Genomic DNA, 13,398 nt, shown 5'->3' on the forward strand with positions numbered 1-13,398 from the left:
CTACCTTCCCAATTCGCGGGCCGAGACGGCCGGGTCTTCAAGCTGTTCCAGAGCTGGGGTCCTGCCCTTGGCGATCAGCCTTTTCACTGCCTTGGCCATCAGTCCGCCGTCGATCATGGAGGCGGCAACAAGGTTTCCGCCGCCGTCCAGGCCGAAGACGACCTGAATCTTGCCGCGCCGGTTGTAGCGCTTGACCACCGACTCGACGGCGGAGAAATCTCCCACGCTTTCAACATGGGCTTCGTGGCGGTCGGACCAGAACCATGGCACTGTATGGTCCGGGGCCTCGGTGCCGAGGATTGTGGCGGCGGCAATCGCCGCATCTTCCATGGCGGCTTCCCAGTGCACCGCACGGCGCGCTCCTGCCACGCGGGCCGCGTCGCCGATGGCAAGGATCTGCGTGTGCCCCAGGCAGCGCTGCTGCGCATCGACCAGGATTCCGTCATCCACCTGCAGCCCCGCCGATTCGGCGAGCGCAGTCTCGGGATCCACGCCGATCGCGGCGACGATGATCTCCGCCTCGAAGCGCTTGCCAGAGACCATCGCGTGGTTCGGTCCGAGTTCGGTCACCGCTCCGGTCAGCGTGGTGATGCCATGCACCGCATGCTCTGCATGCAGCTGCTGGGCCAGGTCCTCGCCCATGATGGCCGACAGTGGCGCGTTGGAGCTGGAGACCAGGGTGACCTGGGCGCCGAGCATCTTGGCGGTGGAAGCGAATTCAGCGCCCACCAGGCCTGCGCCGATGATCAGCACGCGCTGGCCGAACATCCCGGTGTCAAGTTCTTGAGACAGCGCCGCGGCATCCGCGGCGGTGTGCAGGGTGCGGGCGTACTGCGCTCCGGGCACCTGCAGGCGGCGCGGGGTGGTGCCGGTGGCGAGCACGATGTAGTCCTCATCGCTTTCCAGCGCAGGCAGTTCGCTGATCTCTTCCTGGATCAGGTTGATGCGGTGCTCCTGGTACCAGGAGATCGGCGCGAAGGGCTCGACCTGCAGCGACTTGCTCAGCGGCGGCCTGTCATAGGGCAGGCCCTGGGCGTCGGAAATCGTGATGGCGCCGGCGTAGCCGCCGCGCACCAGTTCCCTGGCCAGGGTGTGTCCGGCGACCCCTGCCCCGATGATGTGTACGGACGGCATCTAGATGTCGAGTTCCAGGTTGCCGTCCACCACGTCGACCTTGTAGGTGCGCGCATCAACGGTGGCAGGCAGGCACAGGGCCTTGCCGGTGCGCAGGTCAAAGCTTGCGGCATGCATGGGGCATTCGATTTCGCAGCCTTCCACCCAGCCTTCGGACAGCGATGCCACCTCGTGAGTGCATTCGTCGGCCAGCGCATAGAAGTTGCCGTCTTCGGCGTGGAATACGGCGATGTCTTCAGCGGCTCCGCTGTCTTTCGCCTCTACCAGCAGTCCTTCACCTTCTGGCAGCTGGTCTGCGGGACCGACCCGGTAGCTCACGATAACTCCTTTGATGCGCGAATACTTCTGAAACTATTCTGTCACCTATTTATCGGTTGCACCTAGCTGATAGGTCACGCTTGGCGGATCATTTGGCGCAGCGGGTGGCCTGCTGACAGCTGGTCCATCAGCTCGATCCCCTCCAGCCCCTGCCCCAGCGGCTCGACGAGAACCGCGCCGGGCGCGAGCCGCTCAAGCGCCGCGGCGAAAGCTAGGCGCATCGGCTGGGAGCCCAGCACTCCCCCGATGCCTGCCACCCGCGCATCGCCTGTTCCCAGCAGGCGGCAGCGACGCAGGGCCGTGGCGGCGCTGTGCGCCAGCTCTTGCGCCGCTTCATCGATGATCCGTGAGCTGGCGGCATCCTGCCCTGCCAGCTGCGCCGCGTGCCTGGCAAAGGAGGCGACCACGGCGATCTTCTGCGGGTCTGCCTGCAGCCGGATATATGCCTGCTCCAGGTCATCCCAGTGCTGGCGGACGATCGGGGTCAGCGCGGTGGGCTCGCCGCGGCCGTCGTGCTCGCGCATCACCGCCTGCAGCACCCGCGCGCCGATCCAATAGCCGCTGCCCGCATCGCCCATGATGCTGCCCCAGCCATCCACCCGGGCAAGGGCCGAGTCCCCGACTCCCAGCACCACCACGCCGGTGCCGGCGGCGACCACCACCCCGGTCTTTTCCCCCAGCGCGCCGAGGTAGCTGGACACCGAGTCATGGGCCAGGAAGATCCGCTGGCTTTCGCCAAGGTCCAGCAGCGACTTGAGCGCGGCGGGATCTTCTTCCGTCTTGGTCAGCCCGGTGGTGCCGATGCAGAAGCTGTCGAAGTCCTGCCCGAAGTGCCGCTTGGCCGCGGCAATGGCGCTAGCCAGCTGCGGCAGCACCGGCTGGTCGGTGAGCACGCCGGGCAGCACCAAGGTCCGTGACCGGTCCCTGTCCGCCCTGATCCGGATTTCGCTCTGGCCGCCGTCGATTGCAAGCACCGAACGCTGCTCCATCAGATCCAGTTTCCCCGCTGCTTTTGCCCTTTGACCTTGCCCACCGCACGTCCTTTCTGCCACGGGCACTGCGTAGGCGCCAAATTTTTTCCCAGTTTTTTCGGCAAGTTTCACACCCACAAGCGTGAAATTGTCATTAAGTATCCCAGATCACAAGCTATTTGACGGAATACCAAAGCGTCGCCGCACGCAGCGCATCCTGACTTGCGTTAATTAAGTTTTGCAATTTCTATTGCAATATCCGATAGCGGGCCTTACATTTTTCTGTATACCAAAATATGTGTCGGGGGTCTCTTTCCGACAACAGCTACCCAGGGATTGACGCCATGGCTCAAGATTCAACAGCATCCACCGCGGCACCTGCCGAACGTGACATCAACCGGGCGAAGTCCCAGCTCTTCTCCCCTAATGCTTGGCAGTGGGGATCGATGATCCTCCTATCCACCGGCATCTGCGCCGTAGCAATTTTGCTCGGCACCCATAAGATCCCGCTGGGCAACGCCGCCATAGTCCTGATGCCAGTGCTGTGGGCTGTGCTGATGGGCGCGGTGATCGGAGTCCAGAAGATCAAGCCGATCTCCGGGCAGAACCGTGCGGTGTCCTCCGTACTGCTCGACGTGAGCATCGTGCTCTTCTTGGCCGCCTTGGGCGTCAGCGTCGGACCGGCCCTGTCCGAGCTGACCAACATCGGTCCGGCGATCATTCTGCAGGAAGTCGGGCACATCTTCGGCACCGTGATTTTGGCACTCCCTGTCGGCGTGGCATTGGGCATGGGTAAGATGGCCATCGGCTCCACGTGGGCTATCGACCGCGAGTCATACCTTGCCTACGCACTGCAGCGCTTCGGCGTGAAGTCACCGATCTACCGCGGCGTCTTCTCCGTATGGCTGCTGGGCAGCGTCTTCGGAGCGGTCTTCATCTCCCTGCTTGCAGGCCTCATGGGAGGACTGGGCATCTTCGACGCCCGCGCCCTGGCCCTGGGCCTCGGTCTGGGCTCCGGCTCGATGATGCTCGGCGGCGTCGCCGCCCTGTCGGTGATCTACCCGGATCAGGCAGGCGAAATCATGGCCCTGGCCGCGCTGTCGAACCTGGTGACCAACCTCGTAGGCTTCTACGCCGGCGTCTTCCTCTCCCTGCCGCTCTCGCAACGCCTGTACAAGTTCTGGTCCCGCCTCTTCCGCCGCAATGACGACGGCCTCAAGCTGGCCGCCGACGGCTCCATCAAGCCAAGCAAGTCAAGCAAGAAGGCCGTCAAAACGCTGAACGTCGACGGCGTGAGCGTCGACCCTGCGGTACGCATGAAGCCTTCGGCGTGGATCATCGCCTTTGCCGCAAGCCTTGTCGCAGGCTTCTTCCTCAACGCGCTGGGCACCAAACATGCAGGATCCAATGAGATCTACGGCGTGCTCATCCTCGGTGCGCTGACCGCCATTGCCTTCCTGATTTCCAAGCTGATCCCTTCGGTTCCACCCAGCGTATGGGTTCTGGCCCTTGGCACGCTGGTCTCCGCACCCTTCATGCCGACGGCTCCGCTGGTGACCACGCTGACCGAACACCTTGATGCATTGTTCGTCGGCTTGGGCTCCATCGCCCTGCTGGGGCTGAATCTGGGACGCGACGTCAATGCGCTGAAGTCATTGAACTGGAAGATCGTCGTCGTTGCGATGATTACCTTCACCGCCAGCTTCGCAGGCGCAGTCATCTTGGCCCAGTTCGTCATCCACGTCTAAATAAACACGCACAAGCTTTCCCACCGACAGCCGTCTCGAATCAGCACTGCGCTAATTCGAGGCGGCTGTTTTCACATTTCCGGATTAGTCTGAAATGCCGTTGAATGAACGTGCACAATAGCGTCGTTTACAACGAGGAATTCGTGATTCCTCACTAGAATGGAAAGCATGCAAGAAGACCAACTGATGCAGAGCGTGGAAGAAGAATTCACCGCTTTGCTGCTGCGCGCCCGGCAGATGCTCATCCGCCGCGCCAAGATCATCCATCCCGAGCTGCAGGATCCGGGCTACCGGCTGCTGGCAGTCGTGATCCGCGATGAGGGGCAGCAGCAGTCGGTCCTTGCCGAAAAGCTGCGCTTGGACAAGGCCACGGTCTCCCGTCTGGTGCAGCATCTGGAATCGCTGAACCTGGTCTCCCGCGCCCCGGACCCCAATGACCGCCGGGCCCAGCTGGTCTCCGCCACCGCGGTGGCCCGCGAAAAGTGGCGCAGCAGCGGCGAGGCCCTGCGCCAGGGGCTGCGCGCCCACCTCAGCGAATGGGAAGCTTCCGAGCTGAAAGACTTCAGCGAGCTGCTGCACCGCCTGAACACCAGCTTCGAGGAGATACTCTAGCCGCGCATCCGCAGCGGCGCGGCTACTGCATCAGCGCCAGGAAATCATCCGCGCCCAGCACCGCCGAGGCTCCGGCCTGAGCGTCCTCGCCCAGCACGTCGTTGAACAGCGCTGTCTTCTTGGCCTGCAGGGCAAGCACCTTGGACTCGATGGTGTCCTTGGCGACCAGCCGGTACACGTACACCGGGTTTTCCTGCCCGATGCGGTGCGCGCGGTCGATGGCCTGGGACTCGGCCGCAGGGTTCCACCATGGGTCAAGCAGGATGCAGTAGTCGGCGGTGGTCAGGTTGATGCCGAAGCCGCCGGATTTCAGAGAGATGAAGAACAGCGGGAAGTCCCCGCTGCTGAACCCGTCGATCAGCTCCTTGCGCTTGGGCCCCGACGTGCCGCCGTCAAGATAGCCGTGCTCGATCCCCAGCCCCGCCGCCACGTCCTTGGCCTTGCGCAGGAAGGACGTGAACTGGCTGAAGATCAGCACCTTGTGGCCCTCGGCCACCGCGTCGGCGATCATCTCCCGCAGCATCTCGAGCTTAGCGCTGGGCCCATTGCCCTCGTCGACCAGCGAGGGGTCCAGGGCCAGCTGGCGCAGCAGGGTCAGCGACTGCAGGATCTTGAAGCGGTTCGAGTCCACGTCCTGGACCAGGCCCAGCACCTCCTGGCGCACCCGCTGGAAGCGGCGGTCATAGGCCTTGCGGTGCGCCGGCTCCAGCTCCACCTCAAGCACCTGCTCGGTCTTGGCGGGAAGCTCCGGAACCACCTGCTCCTTGGTGCGGCGCAGCACGAAGGGGCGCAGCCGCTTCTTCAGCCGGGCCAGGCGCGCCGAATCCCCGTCGGCGATCGGCTTGTCGTAGTTCTCCTTGAAGGCCTTCAGCCCGCCCAGCAGTCCCGGGGCCGCCAAGGATACCAGCGCCCACAGCTCCAGCAGGTTGTTCTCCATCGGGGTGCCGGTGACCACCAGCTTGCAGGGCACGTCGATCTGGCGCGCCTGCTTGTAGCCCTTGGAGGCATGGTTCTTGATCTGCTGCGCCTCGTCCAGGATCATCACGCTGAAACCCGCCTGTTCGAACTCCTCAAAGGCCAGGCGGAAGATCGTGTAGCTGGTGACCACCAGCTGCGCGTCGCCGATCTGCTCGATGATCCCGGCCCCAGCCTTCTTGGCGGTGGCGGTGACGGCCCGGGTGCGCAGCTGCGGGGCGAAGCGCGCCGCCTCGTTCACCCAGTTGCCCACCACGGAGGTCGGCGCCAGCACCAGGAACTTCTGCTCGGGGTTTTCCACGCGCGCCTTGTCCAGGCAGGCGAGCAGCTGCACGGTTTTGCCCAGGCCCATGTCATCTGCCAGCACCCCGCCAAGGTGATGGGTGCGCAGGAAGTCCAGCCAGGACAGCCCGTGTTCCTGGTAGGGGCGTAGCGAAGCGGTGAAGGTGGCCGGAGGCTGCACCGAGGCCAGGGTTTCGCCGCTGCCCAGCTCCTTCATGGTTTCAAGCCACTGGTTTTCCTGGGCTTCGATGATGCCTAGGCCCACCAGCTCCTGCCACCAGTCGATGCTCAGCTTGTGGATGCGCAGGCCCGTGGCGCTCACCGTGCCCAGCTCCCCCGCTTCGGTGACCAGCTGGCGCAGGGTCTTGAACTCCTCGCCGGCGATCGGGATCACCGTGTTGTCTTCGAGCACTAGGTAGTCTTCCTGCGCGGTCAGGGCCGCCAGCAGCTCGGCGAAGGGGATCTTCACCCCGTCGATCACCACGTCCACCGACAGGTCGAACCAGTCGTTGGCGCTTTCCCCGACCTGGACGTTGACCTGTGCCGGCTGCGCGTTCAGCTTGTAGTCCGGCAGCTTCGCGCCGTCGAGCACGTGCACATCCGGATGCTCTTCAAGCATCGGCAGCGTGTAGAGCATGAAGTCGATGGATTCGCTGCTGCCCAGGCTGCGCTCCGGGTACACGCCCTGCTTGGTCACCGCGCCCAGCGGCGCCTCGCCGCCCAGCTTCGCATCGATGCTGTCGATGATTTCCTTCTCCACGCCGCGCTGGCGCGGCGTGTTCTCCGGGTAGTTCCACGTGAAACTTGAGGTCAATGCGGTCTTCTGCGCGTCCTCCCGGTGGCGCAGGGCCAGATCCAGGTAGAGCACCGGGCGCGGCGGCTTGGGGATCTTGTAGCTTGCATCGGTGCTCTGCAGCGGCGCCAGCTGGCGCATGCGCGGCAGGTACTCTTCCTCGAAGGTGCGCACTTCTGCGCCGGGGACCATCATCGCCCCGGCGCTGACGAAGTCCTTGAACTCGGGGGCCACCGGTTCGCTGAAGGCAGCCAGCGACAGCGTCTTGGCGCGCTCCAGATGAGATGAGGCGTAGGCCAGCAGCGCCGGTGGCTGCCCGACGGCAAGCACGTGTTCGGCCTCGCCGTTCGGCGCCCGCAGGATGGCCTCCGCGCTGAGGTATTCAGGGCTCTTGTGGAAGTTCACGAAGGCCTGGGCGGGCTCGCGGTCAAAGTGGATCTCGCTGCGCGAGGCAGCGTTGCCGTTCACGATCGCCACTCCCGCGTCCCGCATGGCTTCGAAGGCCTCCACCAGGTCCCGGCCTGGCAGTTCGTTGAGGTTCACCCAGTCCTGGATGTCCCAGACGTGGCCGTAGCGCTGGTGCTGCAGCCGCTCGGTGAGTATCTTCAACTCATTGACCGCGCGGCGCTGCTCCTTGGAGAAGCGGGCGTCGAACTGCAGCCCGCGCCAGGTCACCCCCGTCTGCACCCAAGGGCTGCGGCTTCCCTGCCGTGCAGGCCGCGCGCTCAGCTGCAGGAACTTCTGCCCGCGGAAGCCCTGGGAACTGGTGACCTTCAGGATCAGTCCCAGCGGCTCTTCATCGACCTCGAAGCGGTCGACGTCGTCCTGGATTTCGGGGATCAGCCGGGTCAGCGTCCGAGCCCACTGCGGCAGCTTCGGCTTGTTCCACGTTTGCACCGCCGCCGGGACGTCGGAGACCACGAACCCGCCCTCTTCCAGCTGCGTTGCCTCCACCAGCAGGGCCGCCACGTCGTGGCAGGAGTAGTCGTTCGGGTGTTCTTCGCAGCGGCTGGCAAAGCGCACGCTCGAATCCACCAGGTCCAGCTGCAGGGTCACAAAGGCCTGCATCACCCACCCGGAGACCACTGTGCGGCCCACGGTGTGCTTCTTGTCTGCGATGGTGACCTGGCCGGCGTTGGCGATCATCCAGCCCTGGTTGTATTCGGCCTCGGTCACCAGGGTTTGGGCTGCAACCGGCGTCAGCTGATATTCCATGCTCACTGTTTCGTTGATCGGCTCCGGCGCTGTGCCGCCGCAGAATTCGACCCCATTCTATCGGCGGGCCCGACGGTTAAGCTGTGACGAAACATGACACGCAGGGTTTACTTGCCGGGCACCCAGCGGATAGAAATGAACCACTGAATCACGAGTTCCGATCACTTAGGCCCTGGCCGATCGGACGGCAACCCCAACGCCATTGTGCGGGGTGCCCCAGGTGAAGATTCGACGGACCTGAAAGACAGGTTCGTAAGCAATGGCGCCCCTTGCGCCAGAAAGGGGATCATTTCCTCATGTCCAACGCAGCATCCACCATCTCCGTCGCCGAAGACCGCTCCGCCCGCCTGCAGAGCGCCGGCACTGGCTGGGGCGAACGAATCTCCGCTTCCCCGGAAAATGCCAAGCTGACATTCACCGTTCAAGGCGAGGGCTTCGGTTCGGTAGCCAGCAACATCCGCGCCGGAAAGCACACCTTCACCGTGGACGAGCCTGCCGCCTTAGGCGGCGACGACCTCGCCGCAAGCCCCGTGGAATACGCACTGGGCGCGCTGATCTCCTGCCAGGTAGTGGTCTACCGCCTCTATGCCGAACAGCTGGGCATCCAAGTAGACGACGTGAAGATCGTCGCCGACGGCCATCTGGATGTGCGCGGCCTGTTCGGCATCGACAAATCGATCCGCCCCGGCTTCACCTCGGTGGACCTCGACGTGCAGATCTCGGGCCCGGAGACCGCACAGCGCTATGACGAGCTGCGCCAGGCAGTGGACGCCCACTGCCCTGTGCTCGACCTCTTCGCCAACCCCGTGCCGGTGACCACCGCCGTCACCGTGGTTGCCGATAACTAGCCTCACAGCGCTCGAACTGCCTTCGACTTCCGCGCCGCACCGGGTTCTGAACTGCCCGGTGCGGCGCGTTTGCTTTTATGCCTCTGCACACCCCTGCTGCCCGCATCGACGAAGCCCTCAAAGAACTAAGAAATGTGGCGGGACGAATACGCGGTGCCTGAAAAGGCAATCCATAAGCGTCAATGATCAGATGGAGCTTGTCTGTTGCCTGGTGCGCATCACGGTGCCACAATATAAGCACGCAGTTATTTGGGCGAAGCCCGGTGCTGGTTACACCGGACCTCGCTGGCCGCTTGGCTAACCAAATGGCAGCAGCTCAATAACGAGCCTGATAAGGGCCACGATAAGCCGGGAGATGTCTAACATCAGCCCGGCTTTCGTGCCCCTAGACTTGTTTTCACAAGCTTTCGAGCCTTTCTTGGGCTTCTTTCCCATGGAAACCACCTCGCTTTCTGCCCGTGAGAACGAGCCCGCGAACCGTGAAGGTCCACAAGAATGCAGAATTCACGGCCCACGTGCCCGCTGCGGCCCATGAGGCGGAAAGACCAGCAGCGAACCACTGATACTCCACAGGCTATAAAACCGTCAGAGCATCGGGTTAGGTTCCTTGCCAACCGTGGATAGCCCTGGTCCAGCGCGGCAAGTTCTCGACGTACTGCGGGCTATGGCCACAGAATTCCAGCTGACGATCAACTGTGCAGATCCGCAGCCACGGTTCAGTTCTGGGCTCCCGCCCCGGGCTATGTTTTTAGATCTCATCCGGCGGAACATGCGATCACGCGCGAATACTGCTCGTCTTGCCCGAAAGCAAAAATCCGAGAACCTAGCTTCGACGAGTTCCGGACGACAAGACGGTCAGAAATCGCTGGCACCTGAGCTGCACCACCCGTTAGTGCTCACTTTGACGGCTACCAAACGGCAGGAGTGCTAGCCAAAGGTGCGTGGGAAGCTCAATCAGAAAAAACGGCACAACTCAGGTTTTGAACTTTTAAGCACATCCGCAACCCCTCGCCCCGGCCGTCATCAGAAAAATTTTTTGCCACCTTCCTCGCCATATTTTCGATCGCCCTACACGCCTCTCAGACCCCATGACTTCCATCTCAGCACTTCACAGCGCTGATATATCAACCGACTATCAACCTTGACTTTTTTAGTCAAGAACATGGAAATACCGAAGTCGACCACCAGTTTCGCCGGACATTCCAAGCACGCCCAAGCGCTCCACTGTAAAAGGTTTTTGCCTATCGCAATTTTCTGATCGCGAATCAGAAACTATTGCACTTATCGCAAACCATGCCTAGCGTGTTAGCCATGTCACAAACCCAGAGCATTGAAGCAGATATCGCGGCTCGCTCGCGGCTTGCCATCATGAGCTCCGGGCTGGTCCAGCGTGAAATTTCCCGCCTTACGGGAATCGAAGAAAGCAAGCTTTCCAAGTCGCTGCGCGGCAACCGAAAGTTCACCACGTTGGAAATCATTCAACTGGCAACCGTCACCGGCGTGACTGCCAGCTGGCTGATGACTGGTTCAGATTCCGGGCCCTCATCCAGTGCGGCCCCGGATGAAGACCTGCTGCCCTCGCGTTTGGAGGGCAACGACAGACATGCCATGCGCCGGCGCACCCTGGTGGAAAGCGCTTGGTGGCTCTTCGCCGAACACGGGTTCGACTCAGTGCGGATCTCCGACATCGCCCGGCGCTGTTCGCTGAGCACACCTACGGTCCACTACTACTTCGCCAGCAAGCAGGAACTCTTCGCCGAGGTGCTGCGCTATTCCATCAAGCTCGCCTACGACCGCCAGGTGGCCGAGTTGGAAGGCATGACGCACCCGGTGCAAAGGCTCAAGCGACTGGTTGAACTGCAGCTTCCGCAAGGCGAGCTGCGCGTAGCCGAGTGGTCTATCTGGCTGCAGACCTGGGTGAAACTGGCGGTTGGTGAAACGGGGTTGTCCACGCACACCCCCGGCTACCAGCGCTGGGGAAAAACAGTCAGGGACACGATCCTCGCTGGCCAAGAAAGCGGGCACATCGTCAAGCAGGATCCTGAAATGCTCACCACGGAGCTGACCGCTCTGATCGACGGCATGGGCATCAAGGTCATGACCGGGCTGCTCAGTGCCACCGCAATGTATGAACATATCTGCCGCTATATCGACCGAAATCTAACTACCAAGCAAGGAGAAGGCTCATGAGCCGAAAGGTCATCGTCACCTGTGCACTAACCGGAGCTGGAGACACAGTTGGCAAAAGCGAACACGTCCCGGTGACCCCCGAGCAGATCGCCGCCAACGCCATCGAGGCGGCCCGCGCCGGCGCCTCGGTAGTGCACATCCACGTGCGAGACCCGAAGACCGGCCAAGGATCCCGCGAAGACGCCTACTACGAAGAAGTTGTGCGGATCGTCGCCGAATCAGACGTGGACCCGGTCATCAACCTGACTGCCGGCATGGGCGGAGACCTGTTCATCGACCCCGCCAACCCCACCCAGCACCTGGAAGGCACAGACCTGGTCTCGGGGCTGGAGCGGCTGAGCCATGTGGAGAAGATCCGCCCAGAGCTGTGCACCCTCGACTGCGGCTCGCTGAACTTCGGCGAGGGCTCGCAGCTGTACATCAGCACCCCGGACATGATGCGCGAAGGCGCGGCCCGCATCCGCGAGCTGGGGGTGAAGCCCGAACTTGAAATCTTCGACACCGGCAACCTCTGGTTCGCCAATGTCATGGTCGAAGAAGGGCTGCTGGATCCGCCGCCGCTGTACCAGCTGTGCATGGGCATCCCCTACGGCGCACCGGTGAACACCGGCCTGCTCAAAGCCATGGTGCAGATGCTCCCCGAGGGAGCGGAATTCACCTCCTTCGCCATCGGCCGCCACCAGCTGGACTGGGTCGAGCAGTCCGTGGCCCTGGGCGGACACGTGCGCGTGGGCCTGGAGGACAACCTCTACCTCTCCAAGGGCGTCAAAGCCACCAACGCGCAGCTGACCGAACGCGCCATCGACATCGTCAAATCCCTGGGCCACAGCGTCGCCACTCCTGATGAGGCCCGCGAAATCCTGAAGCTGGAAAGGTAATCCCACCGATGAGCAACTACCCTCAGTACGACTCGATCGACACCGTCGCCTGCATCGGCGCCGGCACCATCGGCGGCGGCTGGGCCGCCTACTTCCTGGCCCGTGGCCTGAAGGTCAAGGTCTGGGATCCCGCCCCGGATGCCAAGGACCGGCTGCAGGTGCTGATCGACACCGCCTGGCCGGCGCTGACCGAGCTGGGCCTGGAGCCCGGCGCCGACCCGCACAACTTCACCGTGCACACCGACTTGGCAGAGGCCGTGGCTTCGGTCGGATTCGTTCAGGAAAGCGCCCCGGAGGACCTGGGGCTCAAACGCGGCCTGCTGGCCCAGCTGGCCGCCGCCACTGCGGATGACGTCGTCATCGGCTCCTCCACCTCCGGCTACGGCATTACCGAGATGGCCACCGAGGCTCAGGATGCCACACGCCTGGTGGTCGGCCACCCCTTCAACCCGCCGTACCTGATCCCGCTGGTCGAGGTGGTCGGCGGCGAGGGCACCGATCCTGAAGCCACCACATGGGCCTCGGGCTGGTACGAATACATCGGCAAGTCGGTGATCACCATGGACCGCGAGGTCCCCGGCTTCATCGCCAACCGGCTGCAGGAAGCCCTGTGGCGCGAGGCGCTGCACATGGTGAACAACGGCGAAGCCACCGTGGAGCAGATCGACGCCTCGATCACCGAGGGCCCGGGGCTGCGCTGGGCGCTGCAGGGTCCGATGCTGACCTTCCACCTGGCCGGAGGTCCCGGCGGCATGGCCCACATGCTGGACCACTTCGGCCCTTCGCTGAAGTCCCCGTGGACCCGCCTTGAAGCACCGGAGCTGACCGACTCGCTGCGCAACGATGTGGTGGCCGGCTGCGAGCGCGAATCCGGCACCCGCAGCATCAACGACCTGGTGGCCGAGCGAGACAAGGCGATCATCGCGATCCGCAAGATCGTTGATTCCATCCGCAGCGAATCGGTGGCCCAGCAGTGAACGTCTCCGAGCTGAGCGACTACCGCGTGGTGGTGCCGCCCGAGTGGATCGACTACAACGGGCACATGTCCGAGGCCTTCTACGTGCTGGCCTTCGGCGACGCCACCACCGCAGTCATGGACCAGCTGGGCATGGGCGAGGCCTACCGCGAGGCCTCGGGCAGCTCGCTGTACACGGTGGAGGCGCACGTGCGCTACCTCTCAGAGTCCTCGCTGGGCCAGGAACTGCGCATCCGCTCCACCATCGCCGGGCACGGGGCCAAGAAGCTGCACCTGTGCCACGAGATGTACCGCGGGGAGGAACTGATCGCCACCGAAGAAGTCATGACCCTGCATGTGGACCAGGCGACGAGTTCCACCTCGCCGTTTCCCGAACACATTGCGCAGCTGATCGCCGGCATCGCGCCGAGCCGTCCCGAGTGGAGCGGCCGGGCCATCGCCAGCTAGCGGCCAGCCGC

At 63.3% G+C, this 13,398-nt stretch carries 11 protein-coding genes and 1 riboswitch; of the genes, 7 read left to right on the plus strand and 4 right to left on the minus strand.

Features of this window, described 5'->3' with window-relative positions:
- The 3 genes from AUR04nite_RS07020 to AUR04nite_RS07030 all read right to left on the minus strand — a co-directional run bounded on the left by AUR04nite_RS07020 (position 1) and on the right by AUR04nite_RS07030 (position 2,441).
- Complete coding sequence (locus AUR04nite_RS07020; RefSeq protein ID WP_141363370.1) at positions 1-1,134, minus strand: NAD(P)/FAD-dependent oxidoreductase; 1,134 nt, start codon at positions 1,132-1,134, stop codon at positions 1-3.
- Positions 1,135-1,452: a bifunctional 3-phenylpropionate/cinnamic acid dioxygenase ferredoxin subunit gene (locus tag AUR04nite_RS07025; protein WP_141363372.1), complete on the minus strand. Its 318-nt coding sequence runs from the start codon at positions 1,450-1,452 to the stop codon at positions 1,135-1,137.
- A gap of 74 nt (positions 1,453-1,526) precedes the next feature.
- Positions 1,527-2,441, minus strand: a complete 915-nt coding sequence (locus AUR04nite_RS07030; RefSeq protein WP_141363374.1) for an N-acetylglucosamine kinase — start codon at positions 2,439-2,441, stop codon at positions 1,527-1,529.
- 326 nt (positions 2,442-2,767) lie between these two features.
- Between AUR04nite_RS07030 and AUR04nite_RS07035 the strand changes: the two genes are divergently transcribed.
- Together AUR04nite_RS07035 and AUR04nite_RS07040 are read left to right on the plus strand one after the other, a co-directional pair.
- The gene (locus AUR04nite_RS07035) at positions 2,768-4,171 is read left to right on the plus strand and encodes a DUF3100 domain-containing protein (RefSeq protein ID WP_246055427.1); all 1,404 of its coding nucleotides are present in this window, start codon (positions 2,768-2,770) and stop codon (positions 4,169-4,171) included.
- A 168-nt stretch (positions 4,172-4,339) separates the two neighbouring features.
- Positions 4,340-4,783, plus strand: coding sequence for a MarR family winged helix-turn-helix transcriptional regulator (locus tag AUR04nite_RS07040; RefSeq protein WP_170184125.1), 444 nt, complete (start codon positions 4,340-4,342; stop codon positions 4,781-4,783).
- 22 nt (positions 4,784-4,805) lie between these two features.
- On the opposite strand, the gene AUR04nite_RS07045 is transcribed toward AUR04nite_RS07040, so the two are convergent.
- Positions 4,806-8,048 (minus strand): DEAD/DEAH box helicase, encoded by a 3,243-nt coding sequence (locus tag AUR04nite_RS07045; protein WP_141363377.1) that lies wholly within the window; start codon positions 8,046-8,048, stop codon positions 4,806-4,808.
- A 146-nt stretch (positions 8,049-8,194) separates the two neighbouring features.
- A riboswitch (SAM riboswitch) is annotated at positions 8,195-8,313 on the plus strand.
- Between the two features lie 31 nt (positions 8,314-8,344).
- Between AUR04nite_RS07045 and AUR04nite_RS07050 the strand changes: the two genes are divergently transcribed.
- The 5 genes from AUR04nite_RS07050 (at position 8,345) to AUR04nite_RS07070 (ending at position 13,387) form a co-directional block, all read left to right on the plus strand.
- Positions 8,345-8,896, plus strand: a complete 552-nt coding sequence (locus AUR04nite_RS07050) for an OsmC family protein (protein ID WP_141363379.1) — start codon at positions 8,345-8,347, stop codon at positions 8,894-8,896.
- Between the two features lie 1,311 nt (positions 8,897-10,207).
- Positions 10,208-11,086 (plus strand): TetR family transcriptional regulator C-terminal domain-containing protein, encoded by an 879-nt coding sequence (locus tag AUR04nite_RS07055; protein ID WP_141363381.1) that lies wholly within the window; start codon positions 10,208-10,210, stop codon positions 11,084-11,086.
- Positions 11,083-11,964: a BKACE family enzyme gene (locus AUR04nite_RS07060; protein ID WP_141363383.1), complete on the plus strand. Its 882-nt coding sequence runs from the start codon at positions 11,083-11,085 to the stop codon at positions 11,962-11,964. The genes AUR04nite_RS07055 and AUR04nite_RS07060 overlap by 4 nt, the downstream gene beginning before the upstream one ends.
- 8 nt (positions 11,965-11,972) lie before the next feature.
- On the plus strand, positions 11,973-12,941 hold the full coding sequence (locus AUR04nite_RS07065) for a 3-hydroxyacyl-CoA dehydrogenase NAD-binding domain-containing protein (protein ID WP_141363385.1): 969 nt from the start codon (positions 11,973-11,975) through the stop codon (positions 12,939-12,941).
- Positions 12,938-13,387, plus strand: a complete 450-nt coding sequence (locus tag AUR04nite_RS07070) for a thioesterase family protein (protein ID WP_246055429.1) — start codon at positions 12,938-12,940, stop codon at positions 13,385-13,387. Before AUR04nite_RS07065 ends, AUR04nite_RS07070 begins: the two co-directional genes overlap by 4 nt.
- Positions 13,388-13,398 lie beyond the last annotated feature (11 nt).

The sequence above is a fragment of the Glutamicibacter uratoxydans genome, from assembly GCF_006539925.1.
In the GTDB taxonomy this organism is placed as follows: domain Bacteria; phylum Actinomycetota; class Actinomycetes; order Actinomycetales; family Micrococcaceae; genus Glutamicibacter; species Glutamicibacter uratoxydans.